Origin of the sequence: Pedobacter montanisoli (assembly GCF_022809115.1) — a bacterium.
Taxonomy (GTDB): Bacteria; Bacteroidota; Bacteroidia; order Sphingobacteriales; family Sphingobacteriaceae; genus Pedobacter; species Pedobacter montanisoli.
This window is the reverse complement of record NZ_JALGBH010000001.1, coordinates 330,061-348,254: the sequence shown is the minus strand read 5'-3', so window position 1 is coordinate 348,254 and position 18,194 is coordinate 330,061. Positions and strand designations below refer to the sequence as shown.

General features: G+C 39.1%; 18 protein-coding genes. 7 read left to right on the top strand and 11 right to left on the bottom strand.

The genetic code is table 11. The features are described 5' to 3' along the window. The first annotated feature begins 72 nt into the window (after positions 1–72). Positions 73–363 (top strand): GNAT family N-acetyltransferase, encoded by a 291-nt coding sequence (locus tag MMF97_RS01570; protein ID WP_243357908.1) that lies wholly within the window; start codon positions 73–75, stop codon positions 361–363. Between the two features lie 16 nt (positions 364–379). Here the strand turns inward: MMF97_RS01570 and MMF97_RS01565 are convergent, their stop codons facing one another. The 4 genes from MMF97_RS01565 to MMF97_RS01550 form a co-directional block, all read right to left on the bottom strand. Beyond that, the gene (locus MMF97_RS01565; RefSeq protein ID WP_243357906.1) at positions 380–952 is read right to left on the bottom strand and encodes a VOC family protein; all 573 of its coding nucleotides are present in this window, start codon (positions 950–952) and stop codon (positions 380–382) included. Positions 953–979: 27 nt separating this feature from the next. Next, positions 980–1,693: a DUF981 family protein gene (locus MMF97_RS01560; protein ID WP_243357904.1), complete on the bottom strand. Its 714-nt coding sequence runs from the start codon at positions 1,691–1,693 to the stop codon at positions 980–982. 757 nt (positions 1,694–2,450) lie between these two features. Beyond that, a complete protein-coding gene (msrA, locus tag MMF97_RS01555; protein WP_243357900.1) occupies positions 2,451–3,050 on the bottom strand; it encodes a peptide-methionine (S)-S-oxide reductase MsrA in 600 nt (199 codons plus the stop codon). Between the two features lie 78 nt (positions 3,051–3,128). Further along, on the bottom strand, positions 3,129–3,788 hold the full coding sequence (locus MMF97_RS01550) for a phosphatase PAP2 family protein (RefSeq protein ID WP_243357899.1): 660 nt from the start codon (positions 3,786–3,788) through the stop codon (positions 3,129–3,131). A gap of 690 nt (positions 3,789–4,478) precedes the next feature. Here MMF97_RS01550 and MMF97_RS01545 point away from each other — a divergent pair. The 3 genes from MMF97_RS01545 (at position 4,479) to MMF97_RS01535 (ending at position 6,567) form a co-directional block, all read left to right on the top strand. After that, a complete protein-coding gene (locus MMF97_RS01545; protein ID WP_243357897.1) occupies positions 4,479–5,441 on the top strand; it encodes an isopenicillin N synthase family dioxygenase in 963 nt (320 codons plus the stop codon). Positions 5,442–5,653: 212 nt separating this feature from the next. After that, positions 5,654–6,127 (top strand): transcription elongation factor GreA, encoded by a 474-nt coding sequence (gene greA / locus MMF97_RS01540; protein WP_243357894.1) that lies wholly within the window; start codon positions 5,654–5,656, stop codon positions 6,125–6,127. A gap of 44 nt (positions 6,128–6,171) precedes the next feature. Next, positions 6,172–6,567, top strand: a complete 396-nt coding sequence (locus MMF97_RS01535) for an HIT family protein (RefSeq protein ID WP_243357892.1) — start codon at positions 6,172–6,174, stop codon at positions 6,565–6,567. A 65-nt stretch (positions 6,568–6,632) separates the two neighbouring features. On the opposite strand, the gene MMF97_RS01530 is transcribed toward MMF97_RS01535, so the two are convergent. Beyond that, complete coding sequence (locus tag MMF97_RS01530) at positions 6,633–6,959, bottom strand: nucleotide pyrophosphohydrolase (protein ID WP_243357890.1); 327 nt, start codon at positions 6,957–6,959, stop codon at positions 6,633–6,635. A gap of 353 nt (positions 6,960–7,312) precedes the next feature. After that, complete coding sequence (locus MMF97_RS01525; protein ID WP_243357889.1) at positions 7,313–7,729, bottom strand: hypothetical protein; 417 nt, start codon at positions 7,727–7,729, stop codon at positions 7,313–7,315. 112 nt (positions 7,730–7,841) lie between these two features. Between MMF97_RS01525 and MMF97_RS01520 the strand changes: the two genes are divergently transcribed. Continuing rightward, entirely contained in the window at positions 7,842–8,054 is a 213-nt protein-coding gene (locus tag MMF97_RS01520) for a hypothetical protein (protein WP_243357886.1), read from the top strand. Between the two features lie 147 nt (positions 8,055–8,201). Then, the gene (locus MMF97_RS01515) at positions 8,202–8,927 is read left to right on the top strand and encodes a hypothetical protein (RefSeq protein ID WP_243357884.1); all 726 of its coding nucleotides are present in this window, start codon (positions 8,202–8,204) and stop codon (positions 8,925–8,927) included. A gap of 78 nt (positions 8,928–9,005) precedes the next feature. Here the strand turns inward: MMF97_RS01515 and dtd are convergent, their stop codons facing one another. Further along, positions 9,006–9,458, bottom strand: a complete 453-nt coding sequence (dtd, locus tag MMF97_RS01510) for a D-aminoacyl-tRNA deacylase (protein ID WP_243357883.1) — start codon at positions 9,456–9,458, stop codon at positions 9,006–9,008. An 80-nt stretch (positions 9,459–9,538) separates the two neighbouring features. Between dtd and MMF97_RS01505 the strand changes: the two genes are divergently transcribed. After that, the gene (locus tag MMF97_RS01505; RefSeq protein WP_243357881.1) at positions 9,539–10,483 is read left to right on the top strand and encodes a Smr/MutS family protein; all 945 of its coding nucleotides are present in this window, start codon (positions 9,539–9,541) and stop codon (positions 10,481–10,483) included. 329 nt (positions 10,484–10,812) lie between these two features. Here MMF97_RS01505 and MMF97_RS01500 read toward each other — a convergent pair whose 3' ends face one another. The 4 genes from MMF97_RS01500 to MMF97_RS01485 form a co-directional block, all read right to left on the bottom strand. Next, positions 10,813–11,688, bottom strand: a complete 876-nt coding sequence (locus MMF97_RS01500; RefSeq protein WP_243357879.1) for an SDR family oxidoreductase — start codon at positions 11,686–11,688, stop codon at positions 10,813–10,815. A gap of 112 nt (positions 11,689–11,800) precedes the next feature. After that, positions 11,801–12,565, bottom strand: coding sequence for an enoyl-CoA hydratase/isomerase family protein (locus MMF97_RS01495; protein ID WP_243357877.1), 765 nt, complete (start codon positions 12,563–12,565; stop codon positions 11,801–11,803). Positions 12,566–12,628: 63 nt separating this feature from the next. Further along, the gene (locus tag MMF97_RS01490) at positions 12,629–15,319 is read right to left on the bottom strand and encodes a TonB-dependent receptor plug domain-containing protein (RefSeq protein WP_243357876.1); all 2,691 of its coding nucleotides are present in this window, start codon (positions 15,317–15,319) and stop codon (positions 12,629–12,631) included. Between the two features lie 98 nt (positions 15,320–15,417). Continuing rightward, on the bottom strand, positions 15,418–18,108 hold the full coding sequence (locus MMF97_RS01485) for a TonB-dependent receptor (RefSeq protein WP_243357874.1): 2,691 nt from the start codon (positions 18,106–18,108) through the stop codon (positions 15,418–15,420). Positions 18,109–18,194: the final 86 nt, after the last annotated feature.

Here is an 18,194-nt window from a genome sequence, read left to right as displayed (position 1 = left end):
AGATAGATTAAATTTTGATCAGGCTGGTTTAAGAGCTGAATAAAGGCTAAATTCAATTTAAAATAATTAAGGATGCCAACAGTTATAAATAATATTGAAAAACAGCAGTTTGAAATTAACCTTGGCGATGAGATTGCCTACCTGAGTTATAGGTTTTACAAGAAAGATATTGCTTTGATGCATACGCTGGTACCCGAAGCTTTTAAAGGACAGGGTTTGGCTACTGCACTGGCAGAATTTGCCTTTGCCTATGCCAAGAGCCAGAACAAACCCGTTATGGTATATTGCCCCTTTGTAAGCAGGTATGTGAAAGATCATCCCGAAGTGAGAGTACAGTTAGATAAAGCCTACCATAGCGGATAATACTTTTAAATCTAAACTATTTTAAACCCTCGGTCTGTAACTCGTATGAATTGCTGTATATCTCTATAAAATTTCCGAAGGGATCCGTCATATAAACCATTTTATAAGGCTTTACGCCCGGGGCCAGTTCTGTAATGGGCGATACCTGCCTGCCGCCGTTGGCAAGGATGCGCTTTACCAAACCCTCAACATCCGGATCTTGTACCGCAAAATGATAGATGCCCGTTCTAAACGGAGAGTTGGAGCTTCTTTTGTCTTTGTTGTTCTTAAACTCGAACATTTCTACGCCTACCCCGTTGCTGGTTGAAAAATGGGCAAACCTAAACTCTTTCCAGCCCTTACCGTAAATGCCTATTGATACGCTGGTTAACGGGTTTTTGGTATCTGCCTCTACCACGCGTACCGGGCCCGAGATGTGGTACCAGCCCATAACCCGGGTGTAAAAATCCATTGCCTTATTAAGATCTGGAACGGTAATGCCGATATGGTTGATGCTTACCGGATAAGGCCTGGGCGATGCAGTTGGACTTTGCGCAAAGCACAATTGCGCCAATGCTACAATGAGACTTGTAATGATGTACTTTTTCATAAGCTTTGTTTAAGATAGATTTGCTGGCTATTTCATGGTGTTTACAATAAGGCCGATATGCGTAAAATAGTTCATGGCGCCAAATATGATCCATACCGCTCCAATTAAGGTTAACAGAATATATACGATCTTAGCTGCCGAAGTAATGTTATAATTGCCCAAAGACCATTTTTTTAAGATAGCGGGGATCATGAGCAAAGCAATGCCGTTAAAGGCGTACAGGCATGAGATAGCGGTAGCCTCCAGCATGGGGTAATCTGCAAACATGCCAGAGATGGGTTCTTCCTTAGGTGCGGCAAATAACTGGAAATGTACACCAGCTATACCAATGCCTATAAGTGCGCCACCTAATCCGTACAACAGAAACCTGAAGTTGTAGAAATCCCGGGCGATGTTAACCTGTATGTTGATGTTTTCGGTAATGATGCTGCGGCTTTTCCAGAAATAAAAAGACAGCCCTAAACAAAGTGTGCCACAGGCCAGAGAAGGTTCCCCGAAAATAATGTTATCAAACGGGAAATAGGCAGCAAGTGGCCAGGTAAGGGTCATGTGCAGCCCTGTGGTAAAAAGTAGAGCGCCCAGAATGGCTAAATTGATTGCCCAGCCCTTAGGTGTGATGCCTTTATTGAATAAAATACTTTTTCCGATAGCGGCTACCGAACATAGCGCAGCACCTGCTGCAACGCTCATGATGGTATTGTAGGTGGGCATATTTACCCAATCAATAATTAGACGGTTCATTTTGTTTATATTTTGTAGGTATGAATCCTTCAACACAAAACCTTGACAATCCATAAACATTTAAAGAACGTAAAAGTTCTAAGCATGTTCTGACAGTTTTATTATTAACCTACACCCATAGTCTTTTGACCTATTGTATAAGATGCTGAAACAAAAATTCAGGAGCCCTGTCAGGCTGTCCCGATAGCTATGGGGATTGTCGAGGTCTTACTTGCAGGGACATTCATACCAAAGAGAAAATATAATAACTTAACAGAGACTGTGTCAGGCTGTCCCGATAGCTATCGGGATTGTCGAAGCCTAATTTGAAGGGCACTCACATTTCGATAACTTGTCCCGATGCTTCGGGAGGCTCAATGTGACAACGCTAAGTAAAGATGCTGAAACAGCCTGTCCCGAATTTAATCGGGAAGTTCAGCATGACGGTGTAAGGAAATCTGTTGTAACGTAAAATGGACTGTGTCAGGCTGAGCCTGTCGAAGCCTAATTTGCAGGAACATTCACATTTCGACAACTTGTCCCGATACTTCGGGAGGCTCAATGGGACAACGCTAAGCAAAGATGCTGAAACAACCTGTCCCGAACTCATTTCGGGAAGTTCAGCATGACGATACAAGGAGGAGTTCTGCATGACGCACAATAGGGAGCTTCAGACTCCCGTCATCAGACTTTCGGACTACCAATCTTCCCGACTTCAAACATCCGTCATCGGTCTTCGGACAAGCCTCGGACTTCCGGACTATCAACTTCCAGACTCCTAATGCTTCAACTTACTCTTAAACAGCTTTTCTAACTTTTCTAATTTAGGTAGAATCACCAGGCGGCAATAAGGCTGCTCACCATTTCGACGGTAATAATCCTGATGGTAGTTTTCGGCCACATAAAAAGGTTCTGCTTTTTCGATTGTAGTAACTACAGGTTTGCCAAAGGCATTTTCTTTATTGAGCAGGGCTTTATATTTTTCGGCCAAAGCTTTTTGCTGTTCGTTATGGTAAAAAACTACCGAGCGGTACTGTGTACCCACATCGGCTCCCTGACGGTTAAGCGTAGTAGGGTCGTGGGTTTTCCAGAAAACTTCCAGCAGTTCTTCATAACTGATTTTGGCAGGATCGTACTGCATTTCTATCACTTCAGCATGACCCGTAGTGCCGGTACATACCTCATCATAAGTAGGATTAGGTACTTGTCCGCCTTCATAACCCGAACGTACGTTGGTAACGCCATTTAAACGTTGAAAAACAGCTTCGGTACACCAGAAACAGCCCATGCCAAAGGTGGCGGTTTCTAATTTGGGTTTCTGGGCATCGGCGTTAAGAAGGGAAAACAGAATAAGACTCATGATCAGCAACTTTTTCATGTTAAATAGGGCTAACATGTAATATTACGAAAAAAGCCCCGTATTAGTGTGTAAGCAAAATGTAAGATTTAGCCAGGCCTACCATTGCGGCACAGCAGTATGCTTTTTCTGTTTAAGCCAGTAGGGTGTTTTCATGGCTAAAATGCCCAGCCCGGCACCAAACAGTACATCACTTATATAATGTTTGTTATTGGCCATGCGCAAAGCACCTACAGAGGTGGCTACGCCATAGGCAGCATAGGGTACCCAGGGATAGCGGCCTTTATATTCTTCACTCAAAAAAGTAGCGGCGGCAAAAGCCTGCGTGGTATGTCCCGAAGGAAAAGAGTTGAAACCCGATCCATCAGGACGTACCTGACGGCAAAGGTTTTTTAAGAGAAAGCTAGTGCCTACGGCCAGTACCTCGCCTTTAAGCAACAGGAAAGAACGGGTTTGAGCAGGGTTTTTTGAAGCAATGCCCATAGCATCTAAGCCATAAGCCATGGCAATAGGACTAAATTGCAGATAATCGTCTATTTTGGCCCTGAAATTAGGCATATGGTTATTGCGAAACTCCACGATCTCGTTCTTTACAGATTCGGGATTGTTGGAGTTGAGCAGCACTCCCGAAACCATTAAAGCTGCGGGTACCAATACCACTTTATAGTTAAAATGAGGAGTTTTCACACTATCGGTTTCCAGGGCTTTGGCATTGCACCATAAGATTAACCCGCATAGAAAAAGGCTTAACTGCTTCATCAGATTTTTAGTTTGGTCTAAAGTAAGTATTGAATATAAACTTTTTATCAATAACAAATTATATTTAATTGAAATTTAATGTGTTGGTTTTTATTCTCTGTCGTCACTCTGAACTCGTTTTACTGCGTATCTTTCCGCTTTGCTCCAAGTCAGGGTATATAAAGATGCTGAACAAATTTCAGCATGACGGTATAGGAAAGTATGTGGTAACCTAAAATGGACTGTGTCAGGCTGTCCCGATAGCTATCGGGATTGTCGAAGCCTAACTTGCAGGAACATTCACATTTCGACAACTTGTCCCGATACTTCGGGAGGCTCAATGTGACACCATTAAGCGAAGATGCTGAAACGAGTTCAGCATGACGATACAACGAGGAGTTCAGCATGACGTGAAGGGAGCACAGCATGACGCAGATATTAAACTATAGAAAGGCACACCAACTTCAAACATCCGTCATCGGACATCAGACTTCCCAACTACCAACTTCGGACATCCGTCTTCGGACTACAGGCTATAAACTCCCTAGCTACACACTTCAGACCTCGGTCATCGGACTTCTGACTCTCAACTTCACCGCTGTTAATAACTTAAAATATTGTTTTCTAGTAATTTATATGAATTAAAAATAAAATAATGGCGTTTGTTAACATAACTTTTCTAATTTTAGATGAATATTAAAAACAAAGAATATGTCAACACCTTATATTCCGTGTCTTGATCTCGACACTTATGTTAACGGAACAGAAGAGCAACGTAAGCAATTTTCTGACGAGTTAGGTAAAGCTTTTAACGATTCGGGCTTTGTAACCATTACCAATCATGGAGTTAGCCAGGAACTGATAGACAAGCTTTATAAAAATATACAGCAAATGTTTGCTTTACCTGTAGAGGTTAAACGCAAATATGAAAAACCTGAATTAGCCGGACAACGTGGTTACACCAGTGCGGGTAAAGAAACCGCCAAAGGCGCAAAAACTGCCGACCTAAAAGAATTCTGGCAGATAGGACAGACCGTAAGTGATAACGACCCAATTAAAAATGAATACCCCGATAATGAGTATTTAGAAGAAATTCCTGAATTTAATGCTGTTACCCGCGAGATTTACCAGAAACTGGAAAGCAACGGTAAGTATTTGTTAAGAGCTATTGCTACTTATTTAGGTTTACCTATCGATTATTTTGACAAACACGTACATAATGGTAACTCTATTTTAAGAGGGATCCATTATTTCCCGATTGAAGATCCGGATTCAATTCCTGATGATGCCGTACGTGCCGGAGCACATGAAGACATTAACCTGATTACCCTTTTAATTGGTGCAAGCGCCGATGGTTTAGAAGTATTAACCCGTAGCAACGAATGGTTGCCAATTAAAGCGCACCATACCGATATTGTGGTGAACGTGGGCGATATGTTGCAACGTTTAACCAATAACAAATTACGTTCTACTACCCACCGTGTGGTAAACCCACCGCGTGAGCTAATGAAAACCTCGCGTTACTCGGTACCTTTCTTCTTACATCCGCGTAGCGAAATGGATCTGACCAGCTTAGATTCATGTATCGATGCAGCACATCCTAAAGTATATAGCGATATGACTGCGGGCGAATATCTTGACGAGCGTTTAAGAGAAATAGGACTGAAAAAATAAAACATTTAAAACGAAGTAAGCGAAGATCTTGGGCAGACTGTAATCTAGCAGTCTGGTTATCATAAGGAAATTGTAAAAGCAAAGCGCAAATTTGTTTTTTATTTGCTTTTATAGATCAAGGCTTTTATCTTCGTTAAAATCAGAGCAAGACTATGCAGGTACACCCCGTATAGTCTTGTTTCTTTTTTAGAGGATTAACGTAAAGAATAGTTATGGCAGAAATTACTTATTATACCAAAGAAGGGTTAGAAAAACTTAAGGAAGAGTTACACTACTTAAAAACGGAAGGTAGAGCGGCAATTGCCAGAGCCATTGCAGAGGCAAGGGATAAAGGCGATCTTTCTGAAAATGCAGAATACGATGCAGCAAAAGAAGCACAAGGCCTGCATGAGGCTAAAATTGCTAAATTAGAAAGCACACTGGCCAGCTCAAGATTGCTGGATGAATCTAAGATAGATACTTCTAAAGTACTGGCTTTGTCTATCGTGAAAATAAAGAATGTAAAGAACGGCGCAACCATGACCTACCAATTGGTGGCAGAGAGTGAGGCCGATCTGAAAAGCGGAAAGATCTCCGTAAAATCGCCGATTGCACAAGGTTTGTTAGGTAAATCCGTGGGCGATAAAACCGAAATACAGGTGCCTGCAGGTAAGATCGAATTTGAGATCCTGGAGATCTCCAGATAATATTGCAGGATCAACCATTGTTTAAATCAGAAACAGTTCAACAGATGAGCACTATTTTTTCAAAAATCATTGCCGGTGAAATACCGGCACATAAAGTAGCCGAAGATGAGCATTACCTGGCTTTCTTAGATGTTTTTCCGCTGGTACATGGTCATGTGCTGGTTATACCTAAAAAGGAAGTGGATTATATTTTTGATATGGATGATGAGCACCTTGCCGGACTGCATGTTTTTGCAAAGAAAGTTGCTATAGGTGTTAAAAAAGCATTTCCCTGTAAAAAGGTAGGTGTTGCGGTAATTGGTCTGGAAGTGCCACATACGCATATACACCTTATTCCTATGAACAATGTAAGCGATATGAACTTTGCTAAAGAGAAACTGAAGCTAAGTGCCGAAGAACTGAGCGCCGATGCTGAAAAAATAAAACTTGCTTTAGCATAAAAAACACTATATTTATACAAATAAATAGCGCAATTAACTAAAACTAAATACGAAAAGCTGAGGGTTTACTTCAGCTTTTCGTTGTTTTTATGCCTTTCTGAATCTCTTTTGGTTTTCTTTTCCAGGTTTTTCTGTAAGGCCTCATGCAGGTCTATACCCGTTTGGTTGGCCAGGCAGATCAGCACAAAAAGCACATCAGCCATTTCATCGGCCAGGTTTACCTCCTCATCACTTTTCTTGAACGACTGCTCGCCGTATTTACGCGCCATAATGCGGGCTACTTCGCCCACCTCTTCCATTAAAATGGCCGTATTGGTTAACTCGTTAAAGTAACGTACCCCTGTAGTTTTAATCCACTGATCTACGGTTTGCTGTGCTTCTGTAATGGTCATCTTTTTAACTGAATGGTAAAGCAACAAAGATAAGGGCTATTCCTGTTAATGCTTAATGTAAGCTTAAAGAATTTGATGTGACTACTATCGTCACTCTGAACTCATCGCGTTATCTATAACTATTATCGTCACTCTGAACTCATTGCGTCACCCTGAATTTATTTCAGGGTCTGCACGGAAATAGGAAAGCATATTGTAACCTAAAATAGGCCGTGTCAGGCTGAGCCTGTCGAAGCCAAACTTGCAGGAACATTCACATTTCGACAACTTATTCCGATACTTCGGGGGGGCAATGTGACAATGATAAACTCAAGTAACCAATTGTTCAATTTAGCAACGATTCAAAATACGATCTACCTCACCCATACCATACTTTTAAAGAAAGGCTTGATCTGGTATTTGATTTCTACAGGTAGAGGAAGTGGTTTATCCTTTAGCCTATTTAACTGCTGAGCACTCTGTAAAGAGTATTCTACATTGCATGAATCGAGCGTCTCCCGACCATTTAAATCAAATTTATAGTAGAATTTAATCGAATTGATTTTTGTGCTTGTCCCAGTGAGTGACTGGTTCATGCCATAGACAGATTTTCTGGCAATTAAAACGCCTGTGGTTTGGTAAGGCATGTCTCTACCCAGCCATAGCATTTTAAGGTAAGCAAAGTTGAAAAAAAAGAGCAGAGCAAATGAAAGAAACAACAGCAGGCCAACAGTTTTCCATATAGAAGGCCAGTCGTAAAATTCGATACGTTCTTTAATTTGTTTAAACATTCAAATGTTCTTATAAGGTTTATTGTAAGGTAAACTTAAGAAATATTGGTTTCATTTTAAGGCATACGGAAAACCGTATGTCTTCTTTAAAACTACTCTATAACTTGGCTTTATGAAAAGATTAACTTATTTCTTATGGTTTGGCTTATTGTTTCTGGCTTGCAGTAAAAGTGATACCCGGTTAAACGTAGATACTGAAATTGAAAAACCATGTGGTACGCATACTTCAGGACAAAAGTTGTTCTTAGGACCACAAGGTGGTTGCTTTTACTTTAACAGTAATGGCAATAAAACTTATGTAGATAGAAAAGAGTGTAAGTGTTAAACGTTTATTCTGTAAATGTTTGCAAATTTCGAGAGCTTGCTATATATTAGTGTCTATAAATTAGGTTTTTGGCTCATATCTTTCGTGTTTTTACTCCTGATATTCTCTGCATTAAATAGCTCGTTTAACTTGAAAATAAATTATTAGATGAATAAAAAAATATTTTTTCTGTTAGTCAACATTTGTTTAATGGTGACATTGTCTAATGCTCAAATTACTTATGAGAGAGGCTACGCTATCTTAAAAGATGGAACCCGAATTAATGGTTTAATAAGTCGGTTTGATCAAGATCCTTGGTTTAATCAACGTTATATTTTATTTAAAGATTCTGCTGAATTTGCCAGTAATCCAGAGTCAAAAGCTACAAAATATAAAGCTGATGATTTGCAGTTTTATCAATTAGGAAATACTAGTTATGATAAAATTCATTTTGTGGATACAGAGAATCTACAGTTAAAAAGTCTTGGAACAAACGATCATATGATGGAACGGCTTTCAACAGGACGTATAAATGCACATAAATTTTATTCTTATCCAATAGATGTTGAAGTATTTATAGGAACAGCACAGGAGTTGGCCGAATGGATAAGTAAAAATAAGAGCGAATCGTTAAGCGGCTATAAAATTCTAATTACAAAAGATAAAGATGGGAAACCAAAGAATGCCTTTAATATAGATATGTTAAAGTATTTTGAGGATACACCCGAAGTTTCCCAGAAATTTAAAACGGGGGCATATGGAAATGAACCGGTAGGTGAGAAAAAAGGATTGGCAGCTAAGATGATATCAATGGCCAAGAAAGCAACATTTAAACCTCGGGAAGCGGAAGCAATTGTCACAGCAATTAATGATTATAATCAAAGGAATCCATAGAGAATTAGTATCGGTGTTTCGTGTTTAATTCGAATAGAACTTGTCTGATATGAAAGCTTTGGTATTTTAGAGCAGAGATCATTCCTTATTCTTCGTATCCATAAGAATAGTTACCGGGCCATCATTTAACAGGCTGATTTTCATATCGGCACCAAAAATGCCACATTGCACTTCTTTACCGATCAATGTTGAGAGTTCTTTTTTCATCTGCTCATAAAGCGGAATGGCTTTTTCTGGTCTGGCGGCACGTGTAAAGCCCGGCCTGTTGCCCTTTTTGGTAGAAGCAAAGAGCGTAAACTGGCTGATCAGTAAAATGTTGCCATTGATATCTGCCAGCGATTTGTTCATTAATCCTTCGCTGTCGCTAAAAATACGCATGTTGGCAATCTTTTGCGCCAGCCATTGCAGGTCTTCGCTTGTGTCTTCATCTTCAATGCCCAATAAAACCAAAAAACCCTGCTCTATTTGTCCGGTAATTTGTGTTTCTACGGTGCAGCTTGCCTGGGTTACGCGTTGTATAACAGCTCTCATAATGTTAGGGATATGTATGTGCTAAGTTAATTAACCTTTTTTAAATGCTAAATTGTAGCTTTGAATAAAATTTTAAGGTAATGAAGTTTAAGCTTGGCGATTTTGTACGGTTTTTAGATGAGAAAAGAGAAGGTTATGTAACCAATATCATAAATGATGCAACGGTGGGCGTAACCGATACAGATGGTTTTGAAATACCGGTGGCGGTAAGCAATCTAACGCATGTACATGGACACCAGGAAGAAAACGCTGCTTTTAATGAGCAGGAAAAGGAAGTACTGGTTGACGATACCTTTAAAGAGCATGGAGTTTTTATAGCCGTTGCCGAAGATGGTAAAGCCAGTGCAGTAGCCCACTTGAGTGTGGTTAACCGCAGTTCTTACCAGTTGTTATTTACTTTGAAAACCGAAAGAAAAGGAGTTTATAAAGGTGAATTTGCCAGCGTTATTCCCGCTAAGACCGCGGTAACCTTGTACGCGGCCAACTTAGGCGATCTGGATAACTGGCCGATATTTATAATTCAGGCTTTATATTTCAGTACGGCTAACGTTAAGCCTAAAGCACCTTTACTATTAGAACGGAAATTCAGGGCCAAAGATTTTAGCACCTCAAAAATACAGATACCAGAAATTAATAAGTATGGTTGGTTAATAGAGCTAGATGAGCAGGCTCCTGTTATAGATGCGCAGAAACTTAAAGAAAGCTTTTTTAGCCAAAAGGCTGAGAAACCTAAAGTACTTCGTCCGGCCGATGAGGTAGATCTGCATATTGAAAAGTTGCGTGACGATTACCAGTTTTTGAGCGAGAGCGAAATCCTGGATATACAATTAGCTTATTTTAACCAGGTTCTAGATGCGGCCATCGTACACCAGATGCCTAAAATTGTGATTATACATGGTGTGGGTAACGGTACTTTAAGGCATCATATTCATAAGATCATTAGCAAACATCCGCAGGTGCGTACCTTTATGGATGCCCGTAAAGAGAAGTTTGGTTTTGGCGCTACAGAGATTGCGTTTAAGTAGGGATAATATGTTAGAAGTCTGGAAGCTGATAGTCAGAAGACGGATGACCGAAGCTGGTAGTTGGGAAGTGTTTAGTTAGAAAGTCCGATGACCTAAGTCTGATGACAGATGTCTGAGGTTGGAGTGATTCACGTTATGCTGAACTTCCGGATTAAATTCGGTACAGGCTGTTTCAGCATTTAACCTCAAAAAGATAGATCCTGAAATGAATTACCTTCTGTGAGCTCGCTTAGGCTCGGTTTACTCCTATAGCTTTCTGCTTCGCTCCAAGTTAGGATGACGACTGGATATAGGTAACAGTAGAGTAAAGAAGTTATAAACTTTGCTATTTAACTCCCTTTAGCTGAACGCGTCATCTGTTCCAGCATATCCCACATTTCGGTTGGGATGGCTTCTAGTCCGCTAAATTGTCCAGCGCCCTGTAGCCATTCACCGCCATCTATGGTAATTACCTCACCATTGATATAGCCCGAGAAATCGCTTACCAAAAATGCAGATAGATTAGCCAGTTCCTGATGATTGCCTGTACGTTTTAAAGGAACACGGTTCTTAAAATCGAATTTCTGCGCCAAGTCGCCAGGCAACAACCTTTCCCAAGCACCTTTGGTAGGAAATGGCCCTGGGGCAATGGCATTGGTTCTGATACCATATTTACCCCACTCAACCGCCAGCGAGCGGGTAAGTGCCAATACACCTCCTTTTGCGCAAGCCGAAGGCACCACATAAGCAGAGCCTGTAAAGGCATAGGTAGTTACAATGTTTAGTACACTGGCTGGTTGTTTCTGCGCAATCCAATGCTTACCAAAAGCTAAGGTACAGTTTACCGTTCCTTTGAGTACAATATCTATAATGGTAGAAAAAGCATTGGTTGATAAACGTTCTGTAGGCGAAATAAAATTGCCTGCTGCATTGTTCACTAAAGCATCTACCTGACCAAATGTAGCTGTTGTCTCATTTAACAGATGTTCTACCTGTGCATAATCCCTTACATCGCACTGTACAGCCAACACTTTGCCACCTGTTTCGGCTTCCATTTCCTGTGCGGTTTTTTGTAATACTTCCAGCTTACGGCTGGTAATTACTAGATTAGCCCCCAATTGAAGGAAATAGGTGCCCATTGCACGACCCAGTCCAGTACCACCACCGGTTATGACTATGGTTTTTCCTTTTAGGGCATTATCTTTTAACATGGGTTTGTTGTACATATCGTGGGATTTTAAGGTTGAACAAGGGGTTAGTCTGTATGGTTTTCTTTAAGTAAATGAGAAAGGGTTTACGGCTATCGCTTCAATTGTAAACCGAACTTACATTAAGGTATTAACTTTTCTTTTGCAGGTTATCTATCATCGCTTTTAAGATGGCTCTTGTGCCCGGAGACCACCATTGCTTAAGCATGGTTTCTAGTTCTGCACTTTGATCTGAGTTGGCTATACCAATAAGTTTTTTGCGGATGTTCAGTTTGCTTTGCTGCCAGGTGTTTTGCTCAAAAGCCATATATTTTCTCACTCTGCGTTCAGCTGCAGTTAAGATGCTTTCGGGTTTGGTAATTTCATCAATCAGACTAATTTGCAAGGCTTCTTCTGGATTAAACAGCTTACCTTCTAACAGGCTTCGGGTAGCATTGGCTTGTCCTAACCAAAATGCGTAAAGTTCAAAAATGCTGTTAGGGACAATAATGCCTACAGGCACCTCGTTCAACCCAATAATATATTTACCTTCGGCCATTACACGTGCATCGCAGGCTAAAGCCATTACGCATCCGCCAGCCGGACTATGACCATTAATAGCAGCAACAATAGGCTTTTTAAAACTAATCATGTTCCCAATAAAGTTTAAGAACAATTGCCAGAAACTTTTGGCTTCTTCTTCGTTATAATGGTACAATTCAATCAGATCTAAACCTGCTGAAAAGAAATTGTCTTTTCCGGCAAGGAGTACACCACCAATATTAGGATCGTTGGCAATATTTTGCAGCATACTGTCCAGCTCTAGAACCATTTCGCGGTTTAGTGCATTAGAACGGCCACGGTTTAAGGTTATAACGGCAAGTTTGTCTTTTACGGTTGTGGTAATGGTATTCATGTTTTTCCTCTTAGCTTAATGTTATAAAGCTAAGAGGAAAGCATTTATTATGCAAGCATAAAATTATTTTACTTCGTAGGTCAGTACTTTTCTGGCTAGATTACCACCAATATCTATCCCTTCAATAACAATCCGGTACGTACCGGGGACATCTGGATTGAAATAATTGATTTTGGTATGTCCTTCTTTATCGGTTATTACTTGGGGATCCCAAAATACAGTACTGCGTAAATCAGGACGATTATCTGGCTTAACATCATATTTAGGTGAATAAAATTCGCGTACGGCAGTAAAGCCTTTAGGAATATAGCTGATAACGCCTGGTGTGTATCTATTATAGCTGCCTGAAACTTTTCCTCTTTTAGTGGTAACGATGATAGCGCCTGAAAAACCATCTGAACCGTAAATGGCGGTATATGCATTGTTCTTTAAGATTTCTATGGTTTCTATATCATCAACGGCTATATCATCTAAAGTGGTGTTTACAGTATCAACACTTAGTCCATCTATAAAAATCGCCATAGGTACAGAATCGCCACGAGCATATACTTTTTGCATACCAACTTTTATACCGGCTATCCGTCCTACAAGATATTGGGTTAAAGAAACGGTGTTCTCGAGATCCTTAGCAGTAATTATGGCGTCGGCATTGCCGGCCCCGTTTAAATTGGTTGATGCAATCGGTTTTGCTTTTTGTTCTGTAATATTAACCTCTTTTAACTGGATGGTACGGTTTAACAGTCCTTTTTTAGTTTGCTCTTCAAAGTATCGGTCGCTTTGTTGCAGATAGCTCATAACAGACTGGTTAACATTTTGATCATTATCTGCTGTATTTTTGTTTTTTGAAACTTCGGGTGGATTTGTAGTATCAAGTATAATTTCAACAGACTTTTTATCTTTCTCTGTTTTGGCTTGTATAATAAACTTTGTGCTATCGGGAAACTGGATGTTGTCAAAAGTAAAATGCCCATTACTATCTGTTAATGTATCTATAACCATCGGGATTTTAGCAAAAGTCATTAAAGATACTTTTCCTTGTACTACCGGATTTTTGCTTTTAGTTATGGTTCCACTAATAGAAAGCTCTTTTTCTTGTTGAAAAGCTATATTTACAGGTGTATTTTGATTTACCTGCTCATAATTGATTTTACGCCATCCTTGCGTTAACAATAGGTTATCTAGATCTTCTTTGTTTTTTTTATCATCTTTTAAGAAATAGTAGTTTGGTTTTTCTACATAGCCACTCAGATCTGAAGTAAGCAATAATCCGGTCAGTATATTACTTTCATTCTCAGGATCGGTTTTTACCGTTGAAGTATTGGTCACAGCCACAGAAAAACTTCCTTGCACAGGTAGATTATCGTTATTAGCTTTAAGAGAAAGATCAACTTTTTCACGAGCTTTATATTGTGGTTTTAAATTAAGGTGCTCTATAACTATTTTATCGGTTAAATTATTAATGAATGCAATACGTTCATTAAGTAGTTTTAAATCTGGGGAGAAGAGGGCTATTTGGATAATGCCAGAAGGGAGACTGTCTTTAGGTACAGACAGGGTGCTTACTGTTGTTTTACTGCTAATTTCTGTATGCAGATAAATTTTGCCATTATGGTGTATCAACAAAAGATAGTTGCCCGTGTTTAGCAAAGTATTGCTAAAATAATTCTTGACGATTATTTTTTTATCATCGTTGTTGTTAACACTCAATACTATACCATTTTCTTCTGCTTTTGGTAAAGAGAATGTTTTGGTGCTTCCGTTACCTGATTTTATAACTGCCTGATAAGTTAAGCCTGATACAGGATTAAGATAGAAAGAACCCATACCTAACGAATTGCTTTCAAAACTTAATATTTCAGTGCCATCACTGGTTTGTATGTGACCAGTTATATGTTCACCCAGCCCTGCAGAATTAATAGCCTTAAAGCCGATCTTATTAGGTAGGCCAACAACTGCTTTTCCGCCTTCTGCAAAGAATTGCACATCAATGTCTTTTATACTTTCTTTAAGTACAATTTCTTTTAGAATTTGCTGTTTATTGGGTAAGGTAATAGTGGCATATATAATATTGGGCTTGTTTTTTACAGGCTGCTTATTTGTAAAACTGATTGAGACCTGTCCCTGAGCATCTGTAACAGCTTTACCTTGTACAAGTATGGTGTTTTTATTTTTTATTTGATAACTAACTTGGCAATTGATATAAGGTGTGGTTTTTTTATCTGTAAATTTAATAAGGCTACTAATATTCTCAATGCCATTCAGCGTTTCGCTTTTACTGGTGGTAGAAGTAAATACTTCATTTGCCCATGAATTGCCTATTTTCAGGGTTTTATCGTAAAAAAAGGCAGGATCTGCATTGCGCATCCATTGGGTGTATGATCTTATTCTGTAGTTCCCTTCTTTAAATTCATCGGTGAGTTTAAAATCACCCCAGGTAACCCCACTGCTTAAAGGTAGTTTAAGTTGTTTTTGCACAGAATCTTTTTCATTTATAAGTTCTACATACAGAATCTTACTGATTTGTGATGGAGTACTGCTGGGCGCCTCTAATACATAAGCTTTAAACCAGATATCATCGCCTACAGCATAGTAAGGCTTATCTAAATGAAGATATACTTTTTCCTGGGCATATTGACTAGTATAACGTGTTAGGCTCTTCGCAAAATTATCAAATGGCTGAAATTGTGCAACTGACCTTAACGAGCAAATAATACAGCATATAAGAGTAACTAAAAGAAAACAGTTTTTTTTCATTTTAAAGGTTTAGACTGATGATCATTGTAGTTTGTTATGTAATGATACAACTAATTTCTCTACACTGTATGCTACAATTTTACAGTTTACAACAAAAATTATTTTACTTCATAAGTCAGCACTTTTCTGGCTAAATTGCCATGAATATCAATACCCTCAATAATCATCCTGTAGATGCCAGCCACATCAGTATTAAAATAACTCACGCTTACATTACCATCTTTATCTGTAACTACCTGTGGGTCCCAAAATACGGTAGTACGCAGGTCTGGGCGAGTATCAGGTGTTACATCGTATTTAGGCGAATAAAACTCCCGTATGGCAGAAAATCCTTTAGGTATAAAGCTGATCAAACCAGGTGTATAACGGTTGTAGGATGCCTTACCACTTCCTCTTTTTGTGGTAATTACAATTACACCTGCTCCACCGTTTGAGCCATATATAGCGCTATAAGACATGCTTTTTAAAACCTCTACCGTTTCAATATCTTGTACTACAATGTCATCTAATGAAAAACCATCTGTTCCTAAACTTATACCATCCAGATAAATAGCCATAGGATTAGGGTTATTCCTTGCAAAAGCAAGTCCGTTTCTAATCTGTACGCCTGCAATGCGTCCCTGTAGATACTGTGATAAAGAAAAAGCATTTTCCAGATCCTTTGCTGTAATAATCATATCTGCTCTGCCTGCCCCGTTTAAATTGCTTGAAGTAATCACAGGTGCTTTTTTCTCTACAATGTTTACTTCATCTAACAGGATGGTTCTGCTAAGCAGGCCACGTTTGGTCTGATCCTGAAAATACTTATCACTTTGATGCAGATAATCCATAATAGACTCATTTACATTCTCATCTAAATCTGCCTTGTTCTTGTTTTCGGTTACTTTCTGTTTTGGAACAGTATCTAAATTGATCTCCACAAACTTTTTGTCTTTGTTGGTTCTTGCCTGTACAAGAAATTTCGTGCTGTCTGGAAAAGAGATCTCATCAAAATTAAATTTACCCTTGCTGTCTGTAAGAGTATCTATCATCATTATCCCTTTTGCCAAAGTAAGTAAAGATACTTTTCCGCCTGCTACCGGATTTTTCCCTTTCATCACATTACCGCTAATGCTAAGGCCATTTTCTACAGTAAAAGTTGGATTTAAAGGAGTATCACTATTTACCTGTTGGTAGCTTATTTTTCTCCAGCCCTGTGTTAACAGGAGGTTATCCAGATCTTCTTTAGTTTTTTTATCATCCTTTAAGAAATAATAATTAGGTTTTTCTACATAGCCGCTCAGGTCTGAAGTAAGCAGTAAGCTGGTTAAAATATTGCTTTCGTTCTCAGGATCTGGTTTTACGGCTGCAGTATTGGTAACAGCCATAGAGAAGCTGCCCATAACCGGAGTGTTAACATGCTGAGCTTTAAATGAGAAATCAACTTTTTCGCGGGTTTTATAGTCGGCTTTTAAGTTTACAGTTTCAATACTGATTTTGTCGCTTGTGTTATTTATAAAAGCTATGCGTTCGTTTAAAGGCATAAAATCAGCTGATAACAGCGTAACCTGGATAATGCCCGATGGTAAACTGTCTTTAGGTACGTTTACAAGGTTAACCGGTTTTAAAGAATTAACCTTAGTATTTAGAAAAACAGAGCCATTGTGCTGCAATAACAGATAGTAGGTGCCGGTATTAATCTGGCTTTCGCTAAAAAAAGTTTTGATGGCAAGTTTCTTATCGTCGAGGTTATTCACACTTAAAACAGTACCCTGGCTTTCTGCTTTTGGCAAGTTCAGGCTTTTTGTTGTTCCGTTTTTAAGTTTTATAATGGCCTTATAAGTTTCGCCGGGAACAGGGTTAAGGTAAAAAGATCCCATGCCCAAAGAATTACTTTCTATATGTATCAGTTCCTGACCCTGCGAGGTTACGATAGTTCCACTTACCATTTCGCCCAGACCATTGCTGCCAACGGCTTTAAATCCTATTTTTCCGGGCAGATTTTCTACTATTTTTCCCCCTTCTGCAAAAAACTGTATATCGGTTTCTTTGTTGGTAGGTGCTATGCTAATTTCCTTGCTAATAAGCTGCTTGTTAGGAAGCGTAATGCTTGCATGAATTGTTAGATTTTTATCTGTGTTAGGTTGTTTATTGACAAAATTAACAGTAAGTTCTCCATTGGTGTTTGTAGTTCCTTTTCCACGATGAAGGTTTTTGCCTAAATATTTAACCTCGTAACTTACATTGCAGTTGGCATAAGGGCTATTCTGCTTATCTGTAAATCTGACAATACTTTTTATTTCTTCAACATTATTTTGTAGGCTAACTGTATTTGTAGCTTTTATAAATACTTTATTTGCCCATGAGTTACCAATTTTAATGGTTTTATCATAGAAGAAGGCTGTGCCTGCATTGCGCATCCATTGTGTATAAGCCCTGATACGGTAATTGCCTTCCTGAAGGGAATCCGTAAGCTTAAAATCACCCCATGTAATGCCCGAATTTAAAGGTAACTTTAGTTGTTTGGTTATAGAGTCTTTTTCGTTAATCAGTTCTACATACAATATCTTGCTGATGATTGACGGTTCTTGTGTGGCACTGTTTACCACATAGGCTTTGAACCAGATATTATCACCAATGGCATAATAAGGTTTATCTAGGTGTAAATAGACCTTTTCCTGTGCGTACTTGTGGGTATAAAGCCTGAGTTTATTTAAAAATGTTATAAAAGGATCATCGTAAGCAAGTGCTAAGCTGACGCTGAAAATGCTGATAAATGCGAGGACTATGGAGAGAATGATCTTTTTCATATTGGTGGTTCTACATTCTTGTAAATAATGGTAAGGGGTAATAGGTTCTTATAAATAAATATAGCCTTTTGTTTTAGAACAAAAGG

Excerpts from the sequence above, each read along its gene's own strand:
- MMF97_RS01570 (WP_243357908.1), top strand. The coding sequence starts at position 73 with ATGCCAACAGTTATAAATAATATTGAAAAACAGCAGTTTGAAATTAAC.
- MMF97_RS01565 (WP_243357906.1), bottom strand. The coding sequence starts at position 952 with ATGAAAAAGTACATCATTACAAGTCTCATTGTAGCATTGGCGCAATTG.
- MMF97_RS01560 (WP_243357904.1), bottom strand. The coding sequence starts at position 1,693 with ATGAACCGTCTAATTATTGATTGGGTAAATATGCCCACCTACAATACC.
- msrA (WP_243357900.1), bottom strand. The coding sequence starts at position 3,050 with ATGAAAAAGTTGCTGATCATGAGTCTTATTCTGTTTTCCCTTCTTAAC.
- MMF97_RS01550 (WP_243357899.1), bottom strand. The coding sequence starts at position 3,788 with ATGAAGCAGTTAAGCCTTTTTCTATGCGGGTTAATCTTATGGTGCAAT.
- MMF97_RS01545 (WP_243357897.1), top strand. The coding sequence starts at position 4,479 with ATGTCAACACCTTATATTCCGTGTCTTGATCTCGACACTTATGTTAAC.
- greA (WP_243357894.1), top strand. The coding sequence starts at position 5,654 with ATGGCAGAAATTACTTATTATACCAAAGAAGGGTTAGAAAAACTTAAG.
- MMF97_RS01535 (WP_243357892.1), top strand. The coding sequence starts at position 6,172 with ATGAGCACTATTTTTTCAAAAATCATTGCCGGTGAAATACCGGCACAT.
- MMF97_RS01530 (WP_243357890.1), bottom strand. The coding sequence starts at position 6,959 with ATGACCATTACAGAAGCACAGCAAACCGTAGATCAGTGGATTAAAACT.
- MMF97_RS01525 (WP_243357889.1), bottom strand. The coding sequence starts at position 7,729 with ATGTTTAAACAAATTAAAGAACGTATCGAATTTTACGACTGGCCTTCT.
- MMF97_RS01520 (WP_243357886.1), top strand. The coding sequence starts at position 7,842 with ATGAAAAGATTAACTTATTTCTTATGGTTTGGCTTATTGTTTCTGGCT.
- MMF97_RS01515 (WP_243357884.1), top strand. The coding sequence starts at position 8,202 with ATGAATAAAAAAATATTTTTTCTGTTAGTCAACATTTGTTTAATGGTG.
- dtd (WP_243357883.1), bottom strand. The coding sequence starts at position 9,458 with ATGAGAGCTGTTATACAACGCGTAACCCAGGCAAGCTGCACCGTAGAA.
- MMF97_RS01505 (WP_243357881.1), top strand. The coding sequence starts at position 9,539 with ATGAAGTTTAAGCTTGGCGATTTTGTACGGTTTTTAGATGAGAAAAGA.
- MMF97_RS01500 (WP_243357879.1), bottom strand. The coding sequence starts at position 11,688 with ATGTACAACAAACCCATGTTAAAAGATAATGCCCTAAAAGGAAAAACC.
- MMF97_RS01495 (WP_243357877.1), bottom strand. The coding sequence starts at position 12,565 with ATGAATACCATTACCACAACCGTAAAAGACAAACTTGCCGTTATAACC.
- MMF97_RS01490 (WP_243357876.1), bottom strand. The coding sequence starts at position 15,319 with ATGAAAAAAAACTGTTTTCTTTTAGTTACTCTTATATGCTGTATTATT.
- MMF97_RS01485 (WP_243357874.1), bottom strand. The coding sequence starts at position 18,108 with ATGAAAAAGATCATTCTCTCCATAGTCCTCGCATTTATCAGCATTTTC.